The following is a 24,774-nucleotide window of genomic DNA, read 5'->3' on the forward strand; positions in this document are numbered from 1 at the left end:
AAACTAAAACGTGCATTTTTCAAGGAATTAAACGGCATCATGAAACGTATTCTTACGTTTGGAACCTATGATTTGTTGCATGTGGGGCATGTGCGCTTGCTCAAGCGTGCCGCCGCACTTGGCGACAAGTTGATTGTCGGTGTGTCCAGTGACGAGCTGAACATCAGCAAGAAAGGCCGTGCGCCGGTCTATTCAACTGCTGAGCGTCTTGAAATCGTGCGCTCGCTTTCCTGTGTTGATGAAGCCTTCATCGAACATTCGCTTGAAGCCAAGGGTGACTATATCCGCGAGCACAAGGCCGATGTTCTCGTGATGGGCGACGACTGGGCCGGGCGTTTTGATATGTTTGGCAACCTGTGTGAAGTGGTGTACCTGACGCGCACGGAAGGCATCTCGACCACCTATCTTATCAGCAGCATCTCAGAGGGTAGCCGGACCGCCGTGGGCGGCGCCTGACCTGCCAGCTTCCTTGCTTCGTTCCGCGAGGCCTTTCAAATGTTCAATGCGGCTTAGAAGCGCGGCCTCCGGCTTATGCGCCAGTGCCGCTTCGGCCCGTGCAATCGCATCCCCTGCCCGCCCCTGACCAAAGGCCGCCCGCGCCAACTGGAATTCCGTTGCGGCATCGGCTGCCCCTTTGCCCAGGATTGGCATCAGCACCTGCTCCGCCGCGGTATAATTCCCTTCTGCAAGCAGGATATTGGCATAAAGGCGGGCGTTTTTCTCACCGCGGCGCTCTCTGTCAACGTAAAGCAATTCGATAATGCGCCGGGCCGCCTCGTGCATCTGGTACCGGTTATAGAGATTGGCCAGGCGGAAACAGGCGTCGTCCGGCAAGGTGGCTATCTCCGCCTGCGCCGTATCAAGAAAACACGTCAAGCACTTCTGCGCGGCCTGCGGCCTTGCATTGGTCAGCAACGTCCGCACAACCGGTTCCAGAAGCGCGGCGGAGGCCTTTGGCCGCATCAACAACTCAACCGCCGCCGTGATCTGGTCCCTGACACGGTTGCGTTTTTTCACAAATTCCGGGTAGATCGTCCTGCCTTCAGGCCGTGCATCGGTTTTGCGCCGGACACGGCTGGCTGCCAGGGCAATGCGCGCCACCTCTGTGCGCCATGCGGCCGCGGGTTTAGCCACCGCACCCACCGGATGCGCACCCCGCGGCATCAGCCCGGCATCACGGCAGCGGAAGTGATAGTCGCCCAACCGGGCGGCGTATTGCTCCCTGAAGCGTTCGGTGCGTTCGGCTGAAAACGCCGCCCGCAACAGCTCGGGCATCGTCTCCGGCGTTACCTCTGCAAGCGCCACATTGGGAATGGCGAAGTGGTTGGTCAGTTCCCGCACCCTCAGGTCTTTATAAACAAAAAGCGCGGGGCGGGATGCCTGAAGCGCAACCACGCCGCCATGGAACCTGTCGCCGAAGTAAAAGTCATGCATGGCAGCAAACTGACGCCATGACCGCGCATCGCGGAAATGCCACATGCCATCAAAGTCAATCGGTTCCTGCCCATAAGCCTGCATATAGGCCGCAATCGCCGCCTTGTCACATTCGCCTGTGGCGTCATCATAAATCCCCGGCAGGTCGCCAAGTTCATGATAGCTATAGATATCATTCTGAAAGACATAGTTCACCCGGTAGCGGGAAGCCAGCGCCCGCAGGAAGTCCACCCGCTCCGCCTGATAACCTGTCAGATGCCTGAGACCCAGATAACCCGCTGTCAGCACCTTGTGCTTTTTTCTTGCTTTCAGAGGCGCGATTTTGAGGATGTTTTCCGGATAGACATAAAGGCTTGGGCAGCCAAGCGCGACCGCGTGCACGCAGCCCATGCCATGCAGGAAAGCTTCCGTTTCCGCGCCGCGAACGCCGAAAATTTCAGCCTTTTTATCAATCAGCTTCAAAAGCTCCCGCATGGACGGCACCAGCGGCGACGCATCGGTCAATGCCTCCTGCATCCCCATGCCAAACACATAAAGCGGTATGGGCAGGGCTTCCACCACTTCGCACAGGCGGGCCATGTGCCGCTCCTGCGCGTCGGCCCTGCCCTGCAGCGGCGGTGCAATCAGATTGGCATAGGAAAAGACCACCGCATCAAAATTGGCCGTAAGACAGGATGCAAAGTCAGCGGTGCGTCCGCCACATTCCGTAAAATATAGATGCTCGATCGACGACAGGCAGCTTTTCGCGCGGTCAACCTCAAACGATTTTGCCACCGCTTCGTTATGAACAATATTGCCGACATTCAATGTCGTGGCGGCGATTTCAGCCTTCAGGTCCGCGATCGAGCGTGCAGCAGAGAGCGGCAGCGAAGCCTTGTGTACCAGCTTCGCGTTGTTGGCCGCCACACCAAAATTGGCCGGGTGAAATAGGATACGTTTCATATAACCTGTACTCTCGAGCAGATATTCGCGGCCAGAAGACCGCCTGAGCAAGCTCGGAAGAGTAGTCAGGAATTATGACAACGGGGTTTCAGTCCCCGCGCGTAAGCTTTTTCACGTCAGGATGCATGCTGCTGGAGAAACCGACGGACACCGACATTCCCTTCATCAAGCGTCAGCGCGTGCTCAGCGGCTTCGCGGGCCTTCTCGGTCAGCCCCTGGTGCTGAAGCACATAGGCAAGGCCGACATAGGCATCGATATAACCGTCATGCAGGGCAATGGCTTTTTCGTAGCAGGCCCGCGCCATTGCCGGATATTTGTGCCGCATATAGACAGCAGCCTTTTCCTTTTCCGACCGCGCAACGGCAAACTTCATCCGTTGGCGCGTCGGGATAGGCGTGGAGCGGATAACCGGTGCATACCGCGGGTGGTTGCGCTTCGCCAGTGCCAGATGCAGTTGCGCCGCTTCCATCAGGTCATTGTGACGGAAAAAATGCACCAGCCGTTCATAGGCCATGCGGATCTGCTCCGCCTTGGTAAAGCTGCCACTCAATCGCTTGAGACTGTCCTGGAACGCCGCGTCGTCATAGGCCAGCGGGCCAGTGGTGCCGTCAGGGCCCGCGCCGTCGAGCACGGCTTTATGCATCTTATAATCAAGCGGACAACGCTCATACACTTCCTCTGGCGTGAGGCCCTCAAGGTCAGCCTTGTTCGTTGAAACCCTGTGGCGTCCCTCCACCGGCGGTATCCCCAGTTCGACCGAGATCGGCGCCGAATGTTCCGTCAGCTTTTCGGTTGCGCACAGAAAACGGAACTGCTTGAGGATGTGTATGATTTTTTCCTCGCTGACCGGTGCGTCGGCTTCGGGATAGAGATGGGTGAAAAACTTGCACAGCTCACCGGAAACCCGGTTTTCCTGCCACTCCTTGAAATACTCGCGCGCGCCAACGTGGCGCCCCTCACCACGGATAACACTGAGATGGTATTTATACTGGGAGACAAAATGCGTGAAAGGGTCACGCAGCACGGTAAAAAGCGCTGGCTTGTCGCCTGAAAGCCCGGCAAGGATATAATCGTTCACATGGTGCCCAAAGACAAACTTGACCGGCGCGCGTTCTTCTTGTGTCAGCTCTTCCCAAAGCGGGCGTCCACTGAAAAAACGCTCTGATGCAGGGTGTTGGCCATAACCAAAATAGGCCTCCGGCCCCAAATGGTTCTGGATATGGTGCATAACGGTTGTGCCGCCCGTTTTTGCCACATGATATCCAACAATCAGCATTATGACCTCTCCTGAAAAATCTCGAGCCGTTTATGACCGCATGTGCGGCAACAGGCAAGCCCACTCGGCACCTTCGCACACTTTTCGCACAAAAATATGGTATTGCCGCACAGTTTTGGCACAACGCCCCATCAGTTCAGCAATGCCTCGATGAGGTATCGTATTTTGCGGAAGACACTGCCCAGCGGCGACGGCTTTTTGCCGCCCGTGCTCTCGGCCTCCCGCCGAATGCTCTCCACTATTGCCTCCGGCGACGTGGATATGCCACCGGGCCAGGCAACATAGCGGCCATAAACACACAGCAGCCCATAGACGAGGCCATCCAGTGGCACCTTCTTGCCGCGGTGGCCCGTTGGCTCCTGCCGGTCACAGGTCAGACCCCAGCCCGCATAAAACGGCATGCCATATGTAGTCACTGGCACACCCCGCAACAACGCCTCAAATCCGGTGAGGCTTGTCATGGTATGCACCTCATCCACGGCCTCAAGGCAGTCGATAATATCTGCCGCCGCAATTGTTTCGTTTACGCAACAATCAAGGATATGCTTATCCACTGCCCCGTCCCGGTTGCCACTGACCACATCAGGATGCGGCTTGAAGACAATATAGCCATCCGGGTTTGCGTCTCGCACCGCCTCAAGCAGCCCGGCGTTTGTCATGATCTCCGGCGAGCCATAGGCAAGCGACGCGTCGCCCTCAACCTGCCCCGGCACAAGAATGATTTTCCGGGCCCCCGCCCTTGCACGGAAATCGATGCCGCCGCGTTCCCCCACATTATATTTACTGACCCGCGCCGCAAGAATGGCCTCGCGGAGCGCGCGACCCCGTGCCAGCTCATAATCGTCAAACTTGTGGTTGGCGAAAAAATGCTCAAGGTCGCTTGGACTGGTAGCGTCATAATAGATGCCGCGCCGGTCCAGAACGAGGGATGCCGGACGCCTGAGGTCAGAGCCAAGACCCACCGAACGCAGGAAGCCGTCTTCCATATGCCAGATGGGGATATCGTCCGGCACATCGTCCAGCCGGATATCAAATTTGCGCCCCCAGGACATCACGCAATCGCCGCTTTCGAACTCGAACTTGTCAATATCCGCGGGTTTGATATGCACCACATGACCAATCCCGGGGCCAAAAAACTTCGATACAAACTTGCGTTTCCAGAAGGAAAAACCCACAGCCACGGCGCGGTTTCCGCGCGGCCGGCGCATCTGGCGCTCGGCAACCAGAAGGTCAAGGATGCGTTCCATCTCCACGCGTTCGCCGGTGAAGGGGTCCAGATAGCGGCTGTAGACGATGAAGGCTGCTGCGAACAGTTCTTCAAGCGTGCGGTTGGCAATGCGAGCCTCACACAGCTGCCGGTCGTGCGTCAGGCCCCAGCCAGCGTAAAACGGCAAGCCGAAACAGCTTACCTTCTTACCTGCGATCAGTCCCTCAAGCCCCATCTGCGAGGTCACCACATAAACATGGTCCACCCGCTCAATAAGAGCGATGGGGGCAACATCATCCGCGACAAACAGCACGCGGTCGTAGGTGCGCTCCACATCAAAATGGCCCTTTTTCTTCCCGGCCAGTACATCGGGGTGGATCTTGACAATCACCAGCGCCGTCGGGTTTTCCTCCAGCGCGGTTTCAAGCATCTCGCCAAACATGGCGTCCGACGCCATGCCATGCATAATGGATTTGTCGCCATATGTCTGGTCCACCAATAGGACCTTCGGCCCCTTGAATGCCGCCAGCTTGGCCTCAAGCGCGGGCGACAGGTCAAAGGGTGCATGGTTATATTTGGAGATACGCCAGCGGCGGATGCGCCCCATCGCTGCGCGTGCCCGGTTGAGCAATTCTTCCGTGACCCAGTCATCGCGGTTCAGCAGCGCTTCGAGGTCGCTGGGGGTATGGGCGTCATAATAGATGCCGCTTTTGTCCACCACCAGCGACAGGCGGCGCTTGTCCCTGCTTGGGTGGTTCAGGTAACCAAGGAAACCGTCCTCAAGCCGCCAGTATTCAAGCTCGTTCTTTTTGGCGAACGCGCGGGCATCGGCGGTGTTTTCCTTCTGCCCCCAGCCAACGATAACGTCACCCTCGCGCGCGCCTTTCAGCCCGCGCCGGACAGGCCGCCCAAGCAGCGCTTCCATGCCGACGCCGTTCACGATCCCGCGCGAGGTGGTCAGCGCGCGGGCGGCACGGGTTTGCTGCGCGCTCACGACCGGGCCTCCATCAATATACGCACGGCGTCAAGGTCTGCCGGTGTATCCACGCCATGCGGCGGTGCCTGTGCAATCTCCACCACCTTTATAAGCAGACCGTGATAGAGCGCCCGCAACTGCTCAAGCGCTTCCAGTTCCTCCGTGGGGGCCGGAGGCAGTTTGGTGAGTTTCTTCAGGGTCGAAACACGGTAGGCATAGATCCCGATATGCCGCTGGTAGGAACAGATGCTGGGGTCCGGCTCGTCCGCGCCGCGCAGGTGCGGGATGGCGCTGCGGGAAAAATAATGGGCGAACCCGGCCGCATCGGTCACCACCTTCACGATATTGGGGTTCAGCACGTCCGCCCCTTCGTGAATGCGTGTGCAGGCGGTTGCCATGGCGGCATCATCATCATTCGCGAGGCACTGCCCCACCACACTGATGAGCGAGGACGGCATCAGGGGCTCATCTCCCTGCACGTTCACCACAATTTCATTGTCGGCCCAGCCAAGCTGGCTGGCCACCTCGGCAATACGGTCAGTGCCTGAGACATGGTCCGCGCGGGTCATGACCGCCTGCCCGCCATGGGCGCGCATGGCGTCCAGAATACGCTTGTCGTCGGCTGCCACATAAATATGCTCAGGCGCAAGGGCCTCGGCGGCACGGTCAAACACATGGGTGATCATTGGCCTGCCCGCGATATCGGCCAGGGGTTTGCCCGGCAGCCGGGTCGAAGCATATCGCGCCGGAATAACAATCTTCATTGCACCAGTATCCGTGTTTCGCCTTCCGCTGCGGCCTTGAGGCTGCTGTCCAGCTGTCTGGCGAGATGCTCGCACGCGTCGCGCACGGCACCATGTCCGCCACCATGCGGGCTGACATAGTCAGCGATGGCTTTGACATCGTCGACCGCATTGGCCGGGGCAATGGCATACCCCGACGCCAGCATCGCGCCCATGTCGATAAGGTCGTCGCCCATGAAAGCGACATCTTCAAGGGGCAGTTCAAGCTCCGACGCCAGTTCTGCAAGCGCCGTTACCTTGTCGGCGCAACGCAGGCGGCGATGCGTGATGCCAAGGTCATCAAGCCGCTTTTCAAGTGCCGCACTCTTGCGCCCTGAAATCACAGCGATTTCCACCCCCAGCTTGTGCAGAAGCTTCATCCCAAGCCCGTCATGGGCGTGGAAGGCTTTCATCTCTTCCCCATAGGCGGTGTAATATAGCGTGCCGTCGGTCAATACCCCGTCCACATCCAGCGCAAGCAGGCGAATAGCCATTATTTACTCCGTCACCAGCGGTTTGAAGCTTTTGGTCAGGTCATCGATAGCCTTCATCTGGCTGAGGTAGTCCTCAAGCTTGGCAAGCGGCAGGGCGCACGGCCCATCACACAGCGCTTCATCGGGGTTGGGGTGTGCTTCGATGAACAGGCCCGCGATACCCAGCGCCATGCCCGCACGCGCCAGGGCGGCTGCCTGCTCACGCCGGCCGCCCGCGCTGTCGGTCTGCCCACCGGGACGCTGAAGCGCATGGGTGGCATCAAACACCACAGGGGCGTAGGTTTTCATCACATCCATGCCCAGCATGTCGACAATCAGGTTATTGTAACCAAAGCAGCTGCCGCGCTCACACAGCATCACGTCTGCCTTGCCGCTTTCGGCGAATTTCTTGATGATGTGGCGCATTTCTTCAGGTGCGAGGAACTGCGGCTTTTTCACATTCACCACGGCGTCCGTTGCGGCCATCGCGCTTACGAGGTCCGTCTGCCGCGCGAGGAAGGCAGGCAGTTGGATAACATCCGCCACCTCGGCCGCTGGCGCGGCTTGATGCGGCTCATGCACATCGGTGATCACAGGCACCTCAAATTTTGCCTTGAGATCCGCCAGCAGTTCAAGCCCACGGTCGAGGCCGGGGCCCCGAAAGCTGTGCACGCTTGACCGGTTGGCCTTGTCAAACGAGGCCTTAAAAACATACGGAATGCCAAGCTTGCCGGTGACGGCGACGAAGTTTTCGGCCACTTCAAACGCCAGCTCCCGGCTTTCGAGCACATTCATGCCGCCAAACAGAACAAAAGGCGCGTCATTCGCAACCTTGATTTTATTGCCGATGGTAACGGACCGGACCATGAACTCCCCCGGAGACAGTTAGTATTCAGACCTAGCCATGGCTACCCCGGCAGCCCAAAAAGCGCAAGAGTGTGATTGCTCCGAAAGCTGGCGGGAGAGGTGCTTTTTACCTGAACAGCGTGAGGATGGCCGACGGGCTTTGGTTAGCGATGGACAGCGCCTGCAGACCAAGCTGCTGTTTCACCTGCAGGGCTTGCAGGTTTGCCGCTTCCTTGGCAAGATCCGCGTCTACAAGGTTGCCGATGCCGATCTCGATCGTATCCGACAATTTGGCAACAAAAGACTGCTGGATTTCCAGCCGTTTGGCGCCTGCACCAAGGGTCGAGAGCGAGGCGTTGACATTATCAATCGCCGTCGTCAGTTGGTCCACCGCCAAGGAGGCAAAAGCCACCGTGTCGATGGTTTGCCCCGCGCTGATGGAAACATTGGCGCCGCCCAGGGACAGGTCCTGCGCAGCGATATTCAGTGACTTGCTGGCCGTGGGGTCCGTGATGGCGCTGATGTCGCGCCCGTTCGCCTTGACCGCGTTGACTCCGTTAAACTCGGCATTCTCGATGATGGAGGTGATCTGGTCACGAAGCTGGGCAAAGTCGCGGCTGAGGGATTGGCGGCTGGCGGTATCAAGCCCGCTGTCCTTCGCGGCCACCGCTTTTTCCTTCATCTCGATGAGGAGGTCAGACACCGCTTCCGCCGCTGCAATGGCAACATCAAGTGATGAGCCCGCGCGTTTGAGCGAGTTCGAGACAGCGCCAAGCCCCGCCACATCACCGCGCAGTTTCTGCGCAATGGCATATGTCGCCGCGTCATCCTTGGCGCTGGAGACCTTCAGTCCGGTGTTGATACGGGTCTGGGTCCGCGCCAAATCCCTGTTGGTTTTGTGCAGGTTTTGCAGCGCAAGGAACGCGCTTGCATTTGTATTGACTGAAAAGCCCATGTGCCTTCTGCCTTTTACACCCAAAACTCTATAGCGTGTTGCCTGCGCGCTTTTTGCGCGCGGCCGGTACTACTGTCACCCTGTGACCTGTATACCATAATTTCACATTGCGGCATAAGTAAGAAAACACGCGGCGGGCTTAAGCATCACCTGCGTTCAGAAGCGGGTCGGGCCGCCGCTCCATCGGCTGGATGTCGCAGTTGAGGTCAATTTCAACCGGATCGGCAGAAACCAGCGCAATCATAAGCTGATGGTCGGGCACAAAATGGAAATAGATCATGGCGTCTTCCCGGCCGCCGGGCGTGGGCGCCGCCAGCTTGGGCGGGCGGGCCGTGAGGTCCACCTGCACATGCCTCAGGTAAGGCATCAATTTGCCGTCTTCCATTTTGACAAACGCCTCACGGATGGACCAAAGGGTGAAAAACAGCATGCGGCCAATCTCGTCCGACATATTGGCAAGCAGCGCCCAGTCCTCACTTGGAAAGCGCCGTTGCGCCACGCGACGCCAGTCCATCACCGGGTCAAGCTGCTGGATGTCGATCCCGATGGGGGTGGTCTCCGATACCGCAACGGCGGCGATACCCGCCTCGGCCGCACCCGTGTGCGACACAGAGAAGAAAGGCGGCTCATTGTCGGAAAAGCCTTCGATGCGCACACGCCCCGCCCCCTCCTGGACAAGTGGTATGGCACCGGGCAACAAGCCCATATATTCACCAAGCGATGCCCTGAGCATACGCCGCGCAGTCACAAACGCCGGGCGAGCACCCTCATGCATTCTGGCCAGCCGCTCATGCTCCGCCGCCGACAGGTCTTCCTGCCCCGAAAGCGCAGGGTCCGCCGCCCGGATATTGAGGATCACTCTCTCCAAATGCTTTTCAGCACTTTCTGTCATAAACGCCTGTATTTACCGCCGAGTGTCTGATTTTGCCATATAAAGCCGATACTTGCCAAGGCGCAAGGCTTTTGCCGCCTCGTGCAGGCCAAAGACAAACACCCCGCCGGTCGGGGCGGGGTGTTGGTGTCGGTGTTGTATCAGGCGGGTCAGAAGACGTAATCGATGCCTGAAAGGTCACCCACGGTCAGGCCGACAAGGAAGATGCTGTCACCACCGCCGGTGTTGATCAGCACGCCGCTTTCAGCGCCAACGGTGGCAATGCTCGCCGCAGCCTCGACCTCCGCTACGCTGGTGAAATCGGTCGTCGTGTTCCCGATGCCGAGTGTGTCGAGCGTGGTGTCAAAGTCCGCCACCACATCATCACCGTGGCCAGAGGCGAAGGCAAAACGGTCGCTGCCGCTATCGCCCGTAAGCGTGTCATCGCCCGCGCCGCCCCACAGCACGTCGCTGCCCGAGCCGCCATCAAGCACGTCATTGTCGTCACCGCCATAAAGCGTGTCACTGCCGCTGTCGCCCATCACGCTGTCTGCGCCGATGCCGCCAAAGATATTGTCGCTGCCGGAGCCGCCAGACAGCGTGTCGGCCGATACACTGGCCGCGCCCTTGCCGCCATAGATGACGTCATTGCCGCCATGGCCATAAACCGCGTCATTGCCAACACCGCCGCCCAGCGTATCGCGGGCATCACCGCCATAGAGCACGTCCTCGCCGTCACCGGCCCAGATGACATTGCGGCCATCGGTGGAGGCCAGCACAATTTCGCCAGCTTCCACAACGCCGTCACCGTCATCATCCCACGAGGAACCGACAAGCGTGTCGTCGCCAGTGCCACCATAAAGCGTGTCGGCGCCACTCGCGCCCAGGCTGCTTGAAGTGAACACAGACGCATCCGCGCCGTCACCAATGACGATATCATCGCCCGAGCCGCCGCCGACGATGTCATTACCGTCGTCGCCGCGCATGGTGTCGTCGCCGTCACCGCCTGCGTAAATTTCGTCATTGCCGTCGCCGCCCGCGACCACATCGTTGCCGTCACCGCCACGCAGGAAGTCATTGTCCTCGTCGCCGTAAACGCTGTCATTGCCGGCGCCGCCGGTCACGCTGTCGTTGCCCGCGCCTGCCTGCACAAGGTCGTTACCTGCGAGAGCATCAATGCTGTCTGCGCCGGAGGTTCCCGTCAGGATGTCATTGCCGGAACCTGGCTCCGCAGGTTCAGGCGCTGTGTCGCCAAAGCTGGCGGCGGTCAGGGCATCAACCGCCACGCCCATCACCTTGATGGTGTTGCCGGTGCCGTCAGCCACCAGTGCATAGGCACTGCCTTCGACGATGATAAGGTCGCTGAAGCTAAGGCCCGCGCCAGAGAGGTCGATCACATCTTCACCAACGACAAAATCCTCGATGGTGTCATCGTCCCAGTTTTCGCCAAAGACAAAAACGTCGCCGCCCGCGCCGCCGGTCAGCGTATCATCTGCCAGGCCACCAGCCAGCGTATCCGCGCCCGCGCCACCAGACAGCGTGTCCTCGCCACGCCCGCCGACAAGGGAATTGGCCGCATCGTTGCCGATCAGTTCATCGCGACCGTTCCCCCCAATAGCGTTTTCAATGGTGATTTCCGGTGGGGTATAAACGGTATCTGTCTTGGTGAAATTCCGTGTCGTGCCGTAGAGCGTAACCGTGGTGCCCACGTCGCTCCAGCTGCCGGGTGTCAGGTCAAGCTTCACGCCGCTTGAAATGCCGGAGGCGTCGTAGGTGTCTGCCCCGCCCGTATCCCAGACAGTTTCATAGTATCGGTTTCCGAACTGGAAGAGGTAGGTGGTGTCGCCAGCGTCTTTCTCGACCGCGCCATAAAGATGCTGAAGCGCGAGGATATCAAGATACATATATGTGGTCGGGTTCATGCTGGCCCCGATAATATTCTCGTTCCCCGCAACCGTATTGTAGGACATGATCGTATAGTCGTTACCGTCATATTCTGACGACAGGACCACGCCCGAGCCGTCCTCATCAAACGGGTGTTTGAGCCCAACGGCATGGCCAAGTTCATGCAGCAACACGTTGTGAAAATAGGACCCCGTGCCCCCCGATGACTGGTTGTCTGTCAACAGCCAGATATCACCCGCTTTTACCGAACCTGATGGTGTATATGCCCATGCAGCCGCGCCCTCGTCCTCAATGCCTGTCCATGCTACCCGCACGGTCCCGGCCGAGTTGCCTGCGTCGGTTACCTCGTCAAAGGTGACGGCGGCGAAACTCTCGATCTGGGCAAGCGCATCACGAAACAGGGCTTCTTCCGACGCGGTCAGGTAACTGATATCCTGCCAGGGCTCGCCATCGCCGCTCTGTGCGCCATATCCGCCATTTTCATCTGTCGACCAACTGCTGCCGGTATCTGGAATACTGAAGGTAATATGGGTGGTCTCCGCTCCTTCTACATTCTGGTAGCGAAACAGGGTCAGCAGGCTGTCGAGACTGTCATTGCCGGAGATATCAACCTGATCCACCACCGCCCGCGAGGTCACGGTCGGTGTTTCGGCCTGATATTCCGAGAGGGTCATGGTGAAGGAGCCTGTTTCTGTCTCCCACGCGCCAGCAGACACATAATAGGTCCCGCTTTCGCTGGGCGTGAACACAAGCTGGCTGTTACGACTGCCTGCGCCGTCATCATCATAGCGGTTCAGCGATGTGCCACTCGCATCATACAGTCCCTTGATGAAGGGGTCATCAAGGCTACCCTGACCAACGGTCGACCCCAGCATCTGAATTGAATATGTCGTCCCGGCCTGAAGGGTGACGGCGATCCAGTCCTCATCACCCACCGTTTCAATATTGCCGCTATAGGAGCCACCAAACGACAGTGTTGCCGTTGTGTTGGTATTGCTTGGAATATCTGCCACTACTCATCCTTACACAAGGCAACAGCCGCCGCGCTGCCACCCACCATTCAACCTTTACGGTTGATCCATATGCCTGTCGCCACGCTAGCCTGCCACAGTTTAAAAAACGTTGCCAAGCTAGAAAAATTTTAGCCGCAATTGCGGCAACACCGGGGCCCGGACGCAAAAAGGGCGCCGCCCGAAGGCGGCGTCAGTTGCTCTTAAGGGGATGACCATGCCCCTTTTCCGGGGCTTGCGTGACCCTAGAAGATCACGTCCATGCCATAGAGGTCATCCAAGGTTATTCCCGTCAGGAATATGCTGTCGTTCGCTGTCGTCTCAATCATGAGGCCAGACGTGCCGCCGACCACGGTTTCGTATGAGTAATAGGCGAGGTCATCCATGTCTTGGATGTCGTTGAAATTATCCAGCACAAGGCTGTCATAGAGCACGTCGAAATCTTCGACAAAGTCGTCACCATGGCCTTCTTCAAAGATGAAATAGTCAAACCCGGTGCCGCCATAAAGGACATCATCCCCCGCGCCGCCATAGATGTCGTCATCGCCCGCACCGCCGAAGATAATATCGTGGCCATAGGCGTCGTCATTACCGTCGCCCCACAGGGTATCGTTGCCCGAACCACCGTAAAGGATGTCGTCGTCGTCACCGCCCACGGCAATATCCGCATCGGCACCGCCATAAAGCGTATCGTCGCCCTCATCGCCAAAGAGGATGTCAAACCCGGTACCGCCGCCCATTCTGTCGTCACCGTCGTCACCATAGAGGTCGTCATACCCGTCGCCACCCCAGATGGTGTCATCACCCGCACCGCCTTCAACCGTGTCGTCGCCCGTGCCGCCATACAGCACATCGTCGCCGCGCCGGCCGTAGATATCGTCATCGCCGGCACCGCCGCCAATGGTATCCGCCACGTTGCCGCCAACCGCAAGGTCGTCACCCGACCCGGCCCAGATAACATTTTCAGAAAGATATGGACCGATCGCCGAATAGGCGGAAATGTCGGTTGAGACATCTTCTCCAAGGTCGAACTTGCCATTGTCATTGACAAGACCGTCGTCCCAGCCACCGCCAACGATTGTATCATCGCCCGCGCCGCCCATCAGCAGGTCAGCCCCTTCATACCAGGGGCCATCGGGTACAATCGCGACGAAATAATTATCGTCGCCATACCAGTCGATATCATAATAGTAGCCGTCGTCCATGCCGCCGCCGATGATGAAATCATTGCCGCCAGCGCCCATGAGCGTGTCGTCACCGCCGCCGCCCAGCAGAAAGTCATTGCTGGCGAGGCCTCGGAAATACGTATTTTCGCCAGAGCCGTTAAAGACGATGTGTCCGTCAACTACGTTATAGAAAGCCATTTCAAATCCCCCGAAGTGCCGTGTCCCGGTTTATGTTGTGTGTGGGGGATTTATCGCAGGACGTGCCTGAACCCAAAATGAACGCATGTGTAAGGAAAGAGCCATGCCGCCCCGAACCCATGCCCTCGACACACTGGCCTACAGCGGGGCCTGATGGATCGCACAGGCTGATGGATCGCACAGGCTGGCGGGTTGCACAGGCTGGCGGGTTATCGTCTGCGCATGGCGGACCGGTCCGCGTCGGTACCGATAAATTCTTCAACATCAAGCACACGTTTCAGTTCATCAACCATGCGCTCAAGCGCGACACGTTCCTCAAGCCCACGACATCCGGTATACCATTGAAGGTTGCCGGTCAGGGCTTCGCTTTTTACCTCAACATGAATGGTAGGGTGGTCGGTCGCGGCCATTTTGCAGCTGGAGGGGTCATAGACACCGGCAAGGCTTTCAAAATCATGCGCCTTGAGGGTTTCAAGGGCATCGAGAAACTGCCCGACGCTGCGGCTGGCCAGATGCTGACCACTGACTTTCGAGAAGCGGTTGCCGTGAAAGACAACCCGACCGTCCCCCTTGAGGGTAAAATCATACACCGGGCAGGCGCCAAAGCAGGGGCCTTCGCTGATTTTGATGTAATCCATCGGGCTTGGGTCACGGGCGGGTGTTGTATCCATGCTTTCGCCCGTGGAAGGACCACCGCCACAGCCAGCTACAGCAAAAAGCAGGCAAAACGCGAGGCAGGAAAACAGGCGGGACCGAAATTTCATGGTATCTCCTAAATCTGAAACGGTCCTTATTGTGCGGCAAGACAGGTTGCATTTCTACCGTTTTCAGGCGCGAAGCCCTGCACCCACAAAAAAAGGGAGGCAGAAACCTGCCTCCCCGTGCCGGACTTCAATTCAGGTAACCATCAGAATTGGGCGCGGAAACCAACGTAAAAGGAACGCCCGACCACATCATAGTGGATCGGATTGGTTGCCGCCGTGGAGATAAAGTCCAGCGGGATGACCGGGGGGTCGTTATCCAGCACGTTGTTGACACCGCCATACAGCTCGATGGTTTCGGTCAACTGATAGCGCCCGGAAAGGTCAAAATACACTTCCGCGCCGATATCATTGTTTTCGTCGGAAAGATCTTCCGGGCCCCAAAGCACGTTATATTTGCCGGAGCCGACATAACGCATATTGGCATAAAGGCCGAAGCGGCTTGTCTGGTAAGACACATTGCCGCGCATCTTCAATTTCGGCAGGCCAAAGAGGTTTATCGTGCCAACATCACCAGCATAGTTCACCGCCGTCACACCGTCTGGTGCAATATCCTTGGCATAAACATAGCTGCCCAGAAGCTTGAAGCCGAGGTCAGCCCCGTTATCAAGGCCGATACTGTACTGCGCTTCAAAATCAACGCCGCGCACACGGTATGTACCAAGGTTCAAAAGCTTGTTGGTAATGGATTGTACGCTGTTGCCGGAACCAAACTGCACCAGGTCACAGAATTCAGCGTTACCGGCATAACATTCTTCCACGATGCTCTGGCTTGAGACAGACTGAATGGCATCGCTGATATCAATGTCGTACCAGTCGACAGAAAGCCGCAGGCCATCGGCCCAGCCCGGGGAATAAACAAGACCCAGGGTCTTTGTCAGCGCACGCTCTTCCTGCAGGTCGGTGTTACCTGTGTTCAGGATCTGCGACAGGTCCACATTGCCGGTGAACGGGTTTTCGATGTTTTCGAACAACAGAAGGGTTTTCAGGAACACTTCACCAATTGCGGGCGCGCGGATATCACGTGAGATGGTAGCGCGCAGACGCAGCTCGTCAATCGGGTCATAGGTCAACCCGGCCTTCCATGTCAGTACGGTACCGCTTGTGCTGTAATCGGTATACCGCATCGCACCGTTGAAGGTCAGCGCCTGGCCAAACTCGGCCGCGTCCAACAATGGTACAAGGACCTCACCAAACGCTTCCTTCACGTTATAGCTGCCTTCCAGCGGCTGTGCGTTTGTGATCAGGAAGCCAGCCTGTTCGGATACCTCATCCACTTCACGCTTGAGCGACTCTTTCCGGTACTCCACACCAAAGGCAGTGGACACGGGCCCCGCCCAGCCTTCAAACAGGTCCCCGGAAATACTTGCCGCCACAACCTGCTGCTTGAGCGCCGTTTGAGACATGCCGGTCCCGGTTACATATCCAATTGCCGCCGGGCTGGGTGAGCCTTCGCCAAACAGGTTGATCGGCACGCAGGAACTGTCCGCGCCGCTCAGCGCCGCCGCGCACACTACATCGCCCGTGTCAGGGTCTACCACAGCGTTTGCCGCCATGCTCAGCTTGCCGGGAATCAGGTTGTTGGTCTGATTGTTCGAAAAGTCACTGCGCCCATACTGATAATAGACATCCCATGACCAGTCGCTCGCCAGCATGCCTTTCAACCCGCCCACAAAACGGTAGTTGTTCGTCTGGCTCACGGAGGTGATCGGTCCGAATTCATGGCCAATGCGGTAGAGATCAAATGAACTTGTCCCGGTGGCGTCCATGGTGGCCTGCACACTGTCCGGGATATAGGGGTTGCCGGAGTGGATTGTCTCACCAAGCATGAAGCCGTCAACCAGTGCCCCTTCCGAGTTTGACTGACCTGCGTTTCCCTCGAAATAGAAGCTGATATCGTCATTCAGCTGATAGTCAAACGCCGCCATGATATTCTTGCGTTCAACCGGGATCGCAAGGGCTGTCACGTCGCCGAGATACGCCCCGCTCCCACCGATCATGAATACACCGCCAATGGTGCCAAGCTCGCGGTCTGTTGCTGTGCCGTCGGGCAGGAACTCAAGGTTGCCCAAAGGCCCGCCTGGCAGGGTCACGCCATTATTGGTCGCAAGAAACAGGTTTACATCATCTGCGAAAATATAAGCCGGGTTTCCATCCGATGTGCCGGTGTTATCCGGGTTAGGCAGAATGCCTGGGTGCCGCAGGGACCAGTCCCGCGCACGGGAATCCGTAATGCCTTTATTGTCATTATAGTCCGCCGCTATCAGAATGTGACCACGGTCATCTGCAATCTTGCTGCCGAACGCCATGGAGAGGCGATAGTTTTCGTTGTCCCCCTCGTCGGAAACACCGTACTGCGCCTCAACCTTCAGGCCTTCAAGTTCTTTGTTGTAGATGACATTGATCACACCCGAGACCGCGTCGGAGCCCCAGGCCGCGGATGCACCGCCGGTCACAACCTCGACACGCTCAACCGCCAGGGTAGGGATGACATTCATATCCACCACGCCAAACTCATCCGTCGGCACATGGCGGCGGCCATTCACAAGAACAAGGTTGCGGTTTCCGCCAAGGCCTCGCAGGTCAACGACGTTGGTACCGCTACCGCGCGAGTTGAGCACCGTCGCGGTTGGCGTGATCGTCCCTGTGAAGCCTGGCAGCTCATTCACGAGGTCCGCCACGTTAGTGGTCCCGCGCGCTTCCAGTTCATCACTGCCCAGCACCGTTACAGGTGTTGGTGCCTCGAAACCTGACTTCTTGATCCGTGACGAGCTGACGACAATTTCTTCAAACTCGAAGGATTCCCCTTCGCTGCTTTCCTGCGCCGCAGCCCCGTTTGCACCAATCAGTGCAACACCGGACACGGCACTCAGCAGGCTGTATTTGCCGATAATGTTTCTAACCACTTTTTCCTCCCAGATTGCAATTTTCCCTGTGGGTAACGGACCATCAGCCCCGCTAAATTTCCGCCTTATTTTTCATTAAGGCTGAATTGTTATAATAATAACGCTGTTATGTAAATAATTTTAACAGCCTTATATTATTATATTGATGATATTGACTGCCAAAATCGTAGATCTTTTGATCAGGGGGAAATTGCACTAGAAATATCGGAGAAGTGAGAATGAGAATCTTTGAATGGCCGCAATCAGCACAAATACAAACGAGGCTCGCAGCGCAGAGACACAGGCGACCTATGAGCAAATCATGGACGCCATCGTCACGCAAAAGCTGGCGCCCAGCCAGAAAGTCTCCGAGAGCGTGTTGTGCGATATGTTCGCTATCAGCCGATCGGTCGCACGCGCCATTATCGAACGCCTGATAGCAAGGCATTTCCTCGTATCCGTTTCGCCACGGGTAACCATCGTGGCTCCGCTGACACTGTCGCAGATCAAAGAGAACTTCATGCTACGCAAAATACTGCTGCCAGAAATTTTCTCCCTCGCGTCAAGGCATGCGGATTATGATGAGCTATATGGCCTGAACAGGCAGCTCAACAGGATGTTGCCGACAGAAGACGATAAAGCAGCGCTGGATGTCCTGAAACTCAACAAACGGCTGAATCTGGCGATCTGCGAAAAATCGGATTATCCACTCATGCTGGATTGGGCACAGCAGCTTGAAGATACGGTCATGCGCATTTACTGGCTGTATGTGAAGGTAAACAATTCTTTTTTCTACTCCGAAGAGCAGATAGAAATGAGTTTGGAGGTCATGAAAAAAGGCGAAGCAGCCCACACGCGCCAAGTGATGTACGACCTACTGTGCCAGACAGAAGAGCGCATTCTTAACTCGATATTTTCTCACAAGAAGTTCTGCAGCCAGGACCTGATCTTATAAAGGCGGGCCGTCCCTTGACCTGCGTCTGCGGCCTCTTCAGGCAACACGCAGATGGCCTTCTTCCGGCACGCCATGGCCCACGTCCACAAAATAGGCGAAATACATCTCGCCCCCGGTGATGGGGCTGGCATCGCCCAGCAGACCGTACAGGTGCCGGCTATCGGCAAAATCCGTGACGGAGACGAGTTGCCTGCCCTGACGGGAGGTCACCGGCAGGTAAAGCGTTTCGTGCCTCAGGTCGTTGCCCGACGCTTTGAAGAGCTTGCGCCCGACATAAATGCCGCAGGGTTGTGCAAGCGCGGCCAGCGCTTTTGCATCCGGCAGGTTCACATCATGCCTGAGCGCCATGGTGCCACTTCCCGCCCCTACGACGTTACGGCCCCAAATATGGTCAATCGCCGTGCCTGACTGCACGACAACAAGATCATCGCCCTCGCCCCTCCGAAGCACGAGGAAACAAGACGCAAGTGCCCCCAGGCGCGACAAGGTAAAGTCACGGCGATCCGGCAAGTTGCCGGGTGAGTTAAACTCTGCCCAGATCGCGGCCAGCCGCGACGCCCCTCCCCCGAGGTTCTTGTGCAACTTCAATAGATAAACTCCGTACTTTTGCTTGTTCGAGTCAGTGCGGCGGACCCCCGCCCCGTCGCGCAGAATCCAAGTCCTGCCTGATTCGAATTTGCGCATAGTATGTTTCTGGACCGATCAGTCCAGAGACGGATAAAATTTTATCTATTTTTTACAAGTCATTAACCATGGCCAAAAAATCGGGGGTCAAAACCAAACCACGCGGCTTTAACTTTTTTTTTATCGTCTATCCGTCACAAAAGGCATAACGTCGCATCGTCAGCAGGACCGCTATCGTGTACATGAAACACAAGTGACCGTTTTTCATTCAACGCTTCTATGAGGACACCGGCTTCCATGAAGACCGCCAACACTACAGCAGATTCACCCTCGGCAAACCAGCAAGTCACCAGCGCATCGCTGGATAGCAACCCACCCGCACGCGAAGCTGAAGGCAGCACCGAACCACGCGCTGGCAGCAAGCATATACTGGTGGTGGAAGATAACCCGGTGATGGGCAGCATCATGGGCAAACTGCTGGCACGCTTTAACGTCTCCTTCGATATCGCAAACAACGGTGAGGAAGCCATCGCATTATCGAGAGCAAACACCTACGACCTGATTATGATGGATATCATGATGCCAAAGATGGGCGGGGTGACCGCCACGCGGGAGATACGGAAACTGTCTGCGCATTATGAGGCAGCACCGATTGTCGCGGTTACCGCCCGCGTTTCCGACAGGGATGTGGAGGAATATCTGAAAGAGGGCATGTCCAGCGTGATCAAGAAGCCGATCAACCGGGTCAATCTGGCTGGCGTTCTGCAGGACCATCTGGATATCGCCGAAGAAACAGGCACCGGCACCGAAAAAGAGATGCCGGAGCTTTATGACGAAGACGATCTCAATGCCCTGAACTGGGAGACGTTCAATGAATACCGGGCGCTCCTGCGCGACAAGTTCGCCCGTTTCCTGAAAGACTATCTGGTGGCAGGCCCCGATATGCTGGCCGAAATCAGCAGTGTGGTCATGGAAGACGACGCTGCACAGATCCAGTTCCTGTGCCATAAGCTCAAATCCACCTCGCAGGTGTTTGGCGCCGACAGCGTGGCCGACCTCGCGGCCCAGCTTGAGATCATGGGCAAGAAGGGGGAAACAAAGCAGGCGCCCGCCGTTTATAATGAACTGCATATCGCTTATGAGCGCACACAGCGCGTACTCAAGCGCAAATATATTGTGATGCAGAATATGGGGTGATGCTGGCATGGTTAACAAAATTTAACCAATAATTGCAATTATACCACCCGTGGTAACTGTTCCTTTACTGCCCGGCCATACACTTGGGGGTATAAGAAGATAATATCACCATCGACTTTCGGGTGGGGTACCCCATGAAACCGGTGATTGGCAAATCTGGTCCTGATGGCCATCCCCACCCCGTCTTTCCCCCGCACGGTACTTTGCCGTCAATCGGCTTTCCAGCGGTCGCGGCTGACGCCCTTGATCTTCTCCACCGTGCGCAGGCCGCCAAGGCCCAGCATGGACAACAGCACCGTCATAAGGGTCTCGGTGCCACCAAAGACAGGCGGTGCCGGCATGTCGGGGAAGAAAGCCACGCGCAACCAGTTGACGATATCCTGCCCGATGAAGTGCCAGGCGAGAGCCGCCCCACAAACCCAGCCTATGAACGGCCGCCATCCGGCAACAAATACGCTGGGGTGGCTGGCCTCTGCCTTGTTTATCTCCATCTGCGCGAGGCCTGCGCGCAGCACCTCAAGCTCCAGTTCGTGCTCAAAACGCTGGCGTTCATTCTTATCGGGGATAAGCCGGTCAAGCGGGGTTTTCACGATACCCAAGAGGGTATCAAGGATGGGAATTCCCATGACGTCTACTCCGGTTCGGTGTTGGAGAGGGCTGGCTTCAGGCCCAGCCCGTCGGGCACGGTTTTGGCCCATAACTTATGAAATCATCCAGATATTTCTCTGGCGTGGCTTTGCCAAAATCCGTGTTCCAGTACCGTTTGGCATAGGCTGCCAGTGCCATGTCATCACTGACAACAGGCAAGGCATCTGGCACACGGGCATAGAGCAAACGCGCCGCCGCGCAGGCATAGCGGTCATCATGCTCAAGCGCGTCGATACGGCCCATGCCAGCAGGCAGATAAATATCCAGCATGGCCTGTCGCCCGGGACGGTAGGCCAGATAGTTTTGATACAGGTCCTCAAGCGTTGCCGGTTCGATCTGGAAATAGGAAAGCGCCGGGCCACCGACCTGCGCACGGTAACGAAAGCCCATGCTTTCATGCGCGGCTGTCATCATCAAAAGCTTCTCAGCTGCCGGGCTGTCCATGCCAAGATCCCGCAGCACGGGGATGATAACCCCATCAAGGAATGTGTTGGCGTCTGTCTGTGGCTGTGGTGCTGGCATTTTGGTGCCCCTTTCCGGCGCTTTTATAACAGAAAACCACACCCGTTTCAGCAGAAGCTTTTATTGCAGGCGAGGCCGTTTTTCCGGCACCGGCCCGTTGATCCAACCGATGATCCAGCCAAGCCCGAACGTCAGCGGCGCAGCCACAATGGCAAGCGGGGTAAAAAGCATGGGAAAGGCAGAGATACACGCTACACCCGCGCTGCGCCAGAATGGATCAACACCCTTGCGGTTTACATACACGAGGAAAGGCATGCTGGTCATGGCGTGGTATAAAATCACCCAAGGGCCAAGATAGAAAAACATGCCAAGGATAGCAACGACAGCCCCCAGAACCGTATCCAGCACAGCCGGTATATCCATGGGACCGGGCGGGCGCATGCGAAGCGGCATCAACAGGAAGGCATAGATTACCGTCCCGAGCGCGAGACTGATCAGATACCGCCAGATACGCATTCCCCCTCCTTCAGCGCATGGACGCGAGACCAGCAACGATGCTTCGGTCAACACCACCCCAGATCTGTTCCGCATGTGACTCGTTCACACAGGCCAGAAACCCAAACGGGTCCCCGTAACTAGCCGTGCCTTCACCATAGGTGCCGACATATAGAAAGCCCTTGTGGCGCACAATTTTACGCAGCACGGCCCCCGGATGCAGCATATGCTCCCCCTCGATGGTATAATTGACCAACGCATGGTCATTAGGCAACAACTTATGCGAGACAACCCCCACCGTCAGTTCCGAGAGGCTATTCTCATCCGCGCCCTCATACCCGTCCAGCATCGGTGCAGGAAAACGCTTCAGCAGAGCATAGGCATTGCCAACCGAACACCTGCCTTTCGGGGTTTCGCGGCATAGCGGCGTTGCATGGCAATACTTGTGGAAGTTGGGGTCGCTGTGGTCATATTCAAAGTGATGGTGCGCAAGCGACCTGAGCTCATTCGCGATTGCCGGGACCGAACAGGCACCGGTGAAGGCTTGTGCTGGCTGCGCCGCTTTGGATTGCAACAGCAGCCATGTATTTTTAAGCGCCGGCTGCCAATGCACCGGCGCATACGCATTCCTCAGCCGGGTGTACATCCGCTTGCAGGCCATCTGCTTGTTCAGGCCAATCTCGGGGCTGTACCGTGCAAGTTCCAACATCAGTTCAAACCTGTACGGGTTGCGGGATTTCATCTGCGTCACCTGTGCCAGGATATTCTCCTGCTCCGCCAGCGTCATGATCATTTTCTTCAACTGGTCAGCTTCCGCTTTTGGTAGCTGGGCGTCCTTGTCCACCATGCGGCAAACTTGCGCCGCGTCCCGGCGCAGGCGATTTTTTTGCGCAAAGCTCAGCGCGTTTTCCGGCGGGTCCTGCATTTTACGCTGCCAATCCTGCGCCTGGTGCGAACAGCCCGCTCGCCTCATGGCGGATGCCGTCGCGCGTCATGGCGTGGTGTAGCTGTTGACGGTTTTCATCCATCCGGCGGTGACTGACGTAAAGCCATGTCTGCACTGCGCCTGAGGCCAACACCCGGCGCTCGTGCACTAACCGGTCAAACGGCAGGTCATCCATGGCACTGATCGTCAGCGCGGCATCACACGGCTTGACACCGGTGACCAGAATGTCCGCTGCTTCACCGCGGATATGCGCACTTTGGCGCACACCGCCCAGCAGGCGGTTCAAGGTATCAGTACGGTACGCGGAAAGCACGGTAATGCGTCGGCCAAAACGGCCCTGAAGCGGCACCAGAACCCGTTCGCACAGCGCCTTGAGGTTGGCCACCACACTTACATCGCGCGGCAGGTTATAAAGCCCATACCGCTGCGCTACACGGCTATTGGTAAAGTCCTGCAGCGTGAAGCCGCCGCCCATGGATATGTGGCGGTGAATGCCGGCGGTCATGACAACCACCCAAGCTTGTCAGTGATCAGGAACAGCAGAAGCGCACCCAGCTTCATCAGCGCCAGCAACAACAGCCGGATGGCCAGCCCCCAGCGGCGACCGCACTCTTCCTCATGCCGTTCGATCCGGTCAAGCGCGAGCGTGGCCTTGACCAACGCCGCGTTGGCGGTGTCAGAACCCTCAAGCACCGGCTTGAAATATTCCCGTTTAAAGCCCGCTTCTGTCATGGCGTCCAGCCAAACTGCGCGGTGATATAAAGCCCGAGCAAAAGCGCGCCTGCCACGGCCATGAAGCGTCGGCGCTCCAGCGCATGCCAGCGCCAGAACAGGAACGCGTTGAGGGGGGGCAGGGCAAACACATCGTCCCAATCTGTGGCCGCTCGTTCCGCCGCCATACCGAGGAAAAGGCCAAAAAGAAAAGCACACCAGATGAACATGAAAAGCGTCAGCGCAAGAGGCACAATCCCCTGCCCGCCTTTCAGCGCAAAGAAGCTAAGCGGCAGCAACACCACAAGCTGTAACGCCAGCACCAGCGCACCCCGCTTAAGCGCCGGGCGAGTGTAGAAAAAGCGCGCCGCCACACCCTTGAGCGCAGCAACGGGGGAAGCCGTTGAGGCGGAGGCTTTGGGCGCAGCATCAAACGCGCGCGCGACAACCCCCGCTACCAGTTGGCAGAGGATAATAAAGATTTGCATTCTATAAGCTCTTGGTTGAGGGGGTTAGAGGGCGGGCCACACAAGCATGGGGAGGATACCAGTGATCTCTTCCGCGTCGGTCGCTTCATTAATCTGTCGTTTTGCGCTCAGGCGAACCGCTTCAATCGCGGCAAGGGCGGCCTTGCTCTCATCGGCGCGGATAATAACTGCCACAGCCACTTCCGCCAGCGTGTCGCCTGTGATGCCCACCTCTGCCGCCAGCAAGGGATAGGCATCCACAACAGGCACAGCATCAAAGGCACAGGCCCGCGCTTCGCATTCTTTCGCGAGATACAGCATTTCCTGGCCAAAGCCGTCCGTCAGTGCCTCCGCGCGCAGGCGGGCAGCGTGGGCGTCTACCGCTGCTTTGGCTGAATGGCGCAAAGGGTCGAGTGGCGGCGGGACAAAACCCTGCAACTCCACATCCCATACACAGTCATCCGGCCAGCCTTCCGGCACGTCTGTGGTGTGGCACCCGGTGAGGTCAACACCGTCCAGATCATCAACCACTTCCCGCAGCACACCACTTGTCGTCTCTATGATACCAATCATCTGTCGCT

At 57.5% G+C, this 24,774-nt stretch carries 24 protein-coding genes; 3 read left to right on the plus strand and 21 right to left on the minus strand.

Annotation, left to right across the window (positions count from 1 at the left end):
* The first annotated feature begins 39 nt into the window (after positions 1–39).
* Positions 40–456 (plus strand): adenylyltransferase/cytidyltransferase family protein, encoded by a 417-nt coding sequence (locus OEU85_RS01980; RefSeq protein WP_262689754.1) that lies wholly within the window; start codon positions 40–42, stop codon positions 454–456.
* Here OEU85_RS01980 and OEU85_RS01985 read toward each other — a convergent pair.
* From OEU85_RS01985 to OEU85_RS02040, 12 genes are all read right to left on the minus strand, one after another.
* Positions 421–2,376, minus strand: a complete 1,956-nt coding sequence (locus tag OEU85_RS01985) for a polysaccharide pyruvyl transferase family protein (RefSeq protein WP_262689755.1) — start codon at positions 2,374–2,376, stop codon at positions 421–423. The two genes, OEU85_RS01980 and OEU85_RS01985, sit on opposite strands and share 36 nt — an antisense overlap.
* Positions 2,377–2,492: 116 nt before the next feature.
* Entirely contained in the window at positions 2,493–3,653 is a 1,161-nt protein-coding gene (locus tag OEU85_RS01990) for a hypothetical protein (protein WP_262689756.1), read from the minus strand.
* A 131-nt stretch (positions 3,654–3,784) separates the two neighbouring features.
* Positions 3,785–5,854: a capsular polysaccharide biosynthesis protein gene (locus tag OEU85_RS01995; protein WP_262689757.1), complete on the minus strand. Its 2,070-nt coding sequence runs from the start codon at positions 5,852–5,854 to the stop codon at positions 3,785–3,787.
* Positions 5,851–6,600: a 3-deoxy-manno-octulosonate cytidylyltransferase gene (gene kdsB, locus OEU85_RS02000; RefSeq protein ID WP_262689758.1), complete on the minus strand. Its 750-nt coding sequence runs from the start codon at positions 6,598–6,600 to the stop codon at positions 5,851–5,853. The genes OEU85_RS01995 and kdsB overlap by 4 nt, the downstream gene beginning before the upstream one ends.
* Positions 6,597–7,112: a KdsC family phosphatase gene (locus OEU85_RS02005; protein WP_262689759.1), complete on the minus strand. Its 516-nt coding sequence runs from the start codon at positions 7,110–7,112 to the stop codon at positions 6,597–6,599. Before OEU85_RS02005 ends, kdsB begins: the two co-directional genes overlap by 4 nt.
* A gap of 3 nt (positions 7,113–7,115) precedes the next feature.
* Entirely contained in the window at positions 7,116–7,958 is an 843-nt protein-coding gene (kdsA, locus tag OEU85_RS02010; protein ID WP_262689760.1) for a 3-deoxy-8-phosphooctulonate synthase, read from the minus strand.
* A gap of 106 nt (positions 7,959–8,064) precedes the next feature.
* Positions 8,065–8,892, minus strand: coding sequence for a flagellin (locus OEU85_RS02015; protein WP_262689761.1), 828 nt, complete (start codon positions 8,890–8,892; stop codon positions 8,065–8,067).
* 139 nt (positions 8,893–9,031) lie between these two features.
* Entirely contained in the window at positions 9,032–9,784 is a 753-nt protein-coding gene (locus tag OEU85_RS02020) for a 4'-phosphopantetheinyl transferase family protein (RefSeq protein WP_262689762.1), read from the minus strand.
* A 149-nt stretch (positions 9,785–9,933) separates the two neighbouring features.
* Positions 9,934–12,681: a M10 family metallopeptidase gene (locus OEU85_RS02025; RefSeq protein ID WP_262689763.1), complete on the minus strand. Its 2,748-nt coding sequence runs from the start codon at positions 12,679–12,681 to the stop codon at positions 9,934–9,936.
* Between the two features lie 242 nt (positions 12,682–12,923).
* A complete protein-coding gene (locus OEU85_RS02030; protein WP_262689764.1) occupies positions 12,924–14,042 on the minus strand; it encodes a calcium-binding protein in 1,119 nt (372 codons plus the stop codon).
* A 209-nt stretch (positions 14,043–14,251) separates the two neighbouring features.
* The gene (locus tag OEU85_RS02035; RefSeq protein WP_262689765.1) at positions 14,252–14,806 is read right to left on the minus strand and encodes a DUF6438 domain-containing protein; all 555 of its coding nucleotides are present in this window, start codon (positions 14,804–14,806) and stop codon (positions 14,252–14,254) included.
* Between the two features lie 143 nt (positions 14,807–14,949).
* On the minus strand, positions 14,950–17,709 hold the full coding sequence (locus OEU85_RS02040) for a TonB-dependent receptor (RefSeq protein ID WP_262689766.1): 2,760 nt from the start codon (positions 17,707–17,709) through the stop codon (positions 14,950–14,952).
* 301 nt (positions 17,710–18,010) lie between these two features.
* Here OEU85_RS02040 and OEU85_RS02045 point away from each other — a divergent pair, with 301 nt between their 5' ends.
* Complete coding sequence (locus tag OEU85_RS02045) at positions 18,011–18,643, plus strand: GntR family transcriptional regulator (RefSeq protein WP_317277409.1); 633 nt, start codon at positions 18,011–18,013, stop codon at positions 18,641–18,643.
* Positions 18,644–18,679: 36 nt separating this feature from the next.
* Here OEU85_RS02045 and OEU85_RS02050 read toward each other — a convergent pair whose 3' ends face one another.
* Positions 18,680–19,231, minus strand: coding sequence for a PAS domain-containing protein (locus OEU85_RS02050; RefSeq protein WP_262689768.1), 552 nt, complete (start codon positions 19,229–19,231; stop codon positions 18,680–18,682).
* A 333-nt stretch (positions 19,232–19,564) separates the two neighbouring features.
* Between OEU85_RS02050 and OEU85_RS02055 the strand changes: the two genes are divergently transcribed.
* Entirely contained in the window at positions 19,565–20,464 is a 900-nt protein-coding gene (locus tag OEU85_RS02055) for a response regulator (RefSeq protein WP_262689769.1), read from the plus strand.
* Between the two features lie 209 nt (positions 20,465–20,673).
* On the opposite strand, the gene OEU85_RS02060 is transcribed toward OEU85_RS02055, so the two are convergent.
* The 8 genes from OEU85_RS02060 to OEU85_RS02095 are packed head-to-tail and all read right to left on the minus strand — an operon-like array spanning position 20,674 to position 24,766.
* The gene (locus OEU85_RS02060) at positions 20,674–21,090 is read right to left on the minus strand and encodes a holin family protein (RefSeq protein WP_262689770.1); all 417 of its coding nucleotides are present in this window, start codon (positions 21,088–21,090) and stop codon (positions 20,674–20,676) included.
* Positions 21,091–21,127: 37 nt separating this feature from the next.
* Positions 21,128–21,634: a hypothetical protein gene (locus tag OEU85_RS02065; RefSeq protein WP_262689771.1), complete on the minus strand. Its 507-nt coding sequence runs from the start codon at positions 21,632–21,634 to the stop codon at positions 21,128–21,130.
* A gap of 60 nt (positions 21,635–21,694) precedes the next feature.
* On the minus strand, positions 21,695–22,090 hold the full coding sequence (locus tag OEU85_RS02070; protein WP_262689772.1) for a hypothetical protein: 396 nt from the start codon (positions 22,088–22,090) through the stop codon (positions 21,695–21,697).
* Between the two features lie 10 nt (positions 22,091–22,100).
* On the minus strand, positions 22,101–22,994 hold the full coding sequence (locus OEU85_RS02075) for a hypothetical protein (RefSeq protein ID WP_262689773.1): 894 nt from the start codon (positions 22,992–22,994) through the stop codon (positions 22,101–22,103).
* Position 22,995: 1 nt separating this feature from the next.
* Entirely contained in the window at positions 22,996–23,520 is a 525-nt protein-coding gene (locus OEU85_RS02080) for a D-Ala-D-Ala carboxypeptidase family metallohydrolase (RefSeq protein ID WP_262689774.1), read from the minus strand.
* Positions 23,517–23,747 carry a hypothetical protein gene (locus tag OEU85_RS02085; protein WP_262689775.1) on the minus strand — a complete coding sequence of 77 codons (231 nt, stop codon included), beginning with the start codon at positions 23,745–23,747 and terminating at the stop codon, positions 23,517–23,519. Before OEU85_RS02085 ends, OEU85_RS02080 begins: the two co-directional genes overlap by 4 nt.
* Positions 23,744–24,214: a hypothetical protein gene (locus OEU85_RS02090; RefSeq protein WP_262689776.1), complete on the minus strand. Its 471-nt coding sequence runs from the start codon at positions 24,212–24,214 to the stop codon at positions 23,744–23,746. Before OEU85_RS02090 ends, OEU85_RS02085 begins: the two co-directional genes overlap by 4 nt.
* 24 nt (positions 24,215–24,238) lie before the next feature.
* Positions 24,239–24,766 carry a hypothetical protein gene (locus OEU85_RS02095; protein WP_262689777.1) on the minus strand — a complete coding sequence of 176 codons (528 nt, stop codon included), beginning with the start codon at positions 24,764–24,766 and terminating at the stop codon, positions 24,239–24,241.
* Between the last annotated feature and the right edge of the window lie 8 nt (positions 24,767–24,774).

The organism is Kordiimonas aestuarii (genome assembly GCF_025574465.1).
GTDB lineage: Bacteria > Pseudomonadota > Alphaproteobacteria > Sphingomonadales > Kordiimonadaceae > Kordiimonas > Kordiimonas aestuarii.

Coding starts and splice junctions, on each gene's coding strand:
- kdsB (WP_262689758.1), bottom strand. CDS start 6,600: ATGAAGATTGTTATTCCGGCGCGATATGCTTCGACCCGGCTGCCGGGC.
- OEU85_RS02090 (WP_262689776.1), bottom strand. CDS start 24,214: ATGCAAATCTTTATTATCCTCTGCCAACTGGTAGCGGGGGTTGTCGCG.
- OEU85_RS02060 (WP_262689770.1), bottom strand. CDS start 21,090: ATGGGAATTCCCATCCTTGATACCCTCTTGGGTATCGTGAAAACCCCG.
- OEU85_RS02065 (WP_262689771.1), bottom strand. CDS start 21,634: ATGCCAGCACCACAGCCACAGACAGACGCCAACACATTCCTTGATGGG.
- OEU85_RS02070 (WP_262689772.1), bottom strand. CDS start 22,090: ATGCGTATCTGGCGGTATCTGATCAGTCTCGCGCTCGGGACGGTAATC.
- OEU85_RS02030 (WP_262689764.1), bottom strand. CDS start 14,042: ATGGCTTTCTATAACGTAGTTGACGGACACATCGTCTTTAACGGCTCT.
- OEU85_RS02005 (WP_262689759.1), bottom strand. CDS start 7,112: ATGGCTATTCGCCTGCTTGCGCTGGATGTGGACGGGGTATTGACCGAC.
- OEU85_RS02020 (WP_262689762.1), bottom strand. CDS start 9,784: ATGACAGAAAGTGCTGAAAAGCATTTGGAGAGAGTGATCCTCAATATC.
- OEU85_RS01985 (WP_262689755.1), bottom strand. CDS start 2,376: ATGAAACGTATCCTATTTCACCCGGCCAATTTTGGTGTGGCGGCCAAC.
- OEU85_RS02095 (WP_262689777.1), bottom strand. CDS start 24,766: ATGATTGGTATCATAGAGACGACAAGTGGTGTGCTGCGGGAAGTGGTT.
- OEU85_RS01990 (WP_262689756.1), bottom strand. CDS start 3,653: ATGCTGATTGTTGGATATCATGTGGCAAAAACGGGCGGCACAACCGTT.
- OEU85_RS02085 (WP_262689775.1), bottom strand. CDS start 23,747: ATGACAGAAGCGGGCTTTAAACGGGAATATTTCAAGCCGGTGCTTGAG.
- OEU85_RS02055 (WP_262689769.1), top strand. CDS start 19,565: ATGAAGACCGCCAACACTACAGCAGATTCACCCTCGGCAAACCAGCAA.
- OEU85_RS02045 (WP_317277409.1), top strand. CDS start 18,011: ATGGACGCCATCGTCACGCAAAAGCTGGCGCCCAGCCAGAAAGTCTCC.
- OEU85_RS01980 (WP_262689754.1), top strand. CDS start 40: ATGAAACGTATTCTTACGTTTGGAACCTATGATTTGTTGCATGTGGGG.
- OEU85_RS02035 (WP_262689765.1), bottom strand. CDS start 14,806: ATGAAATTTCGGTCCCGCCTGTTTTCCTGCCTCGCGTTTTGCCTGCTT.
- kdsA (WP_262689760.1), bottom strand. CDS start 7,958: ATGGTCCGGTCCGTTACCATCGGCAATAAAATCAAGGTTGCGAATGAC.
- OEU85_RS02080 (WP_262689774.1), bottom strand. CDS start 23,520: ATGACCGCCGGCATTCACCGCCACATATCCATGGGCGGCGGCTTCACG.
- OEU85_RS02075 (WP_262689773.1), bottom strand. CDS start 22,994: ATGCAGGACCCGCCGGAAAACGCGCTGAGCTTTGCGCAAAAAAATCGC.
- OEU85_RS02015 (WP_262689761.1), bottom strand. CDS start 8,892: ATGGGCTTTTCAGTCAATACAAATGCAAGCGCGTTCCTTGCGCTGCAA.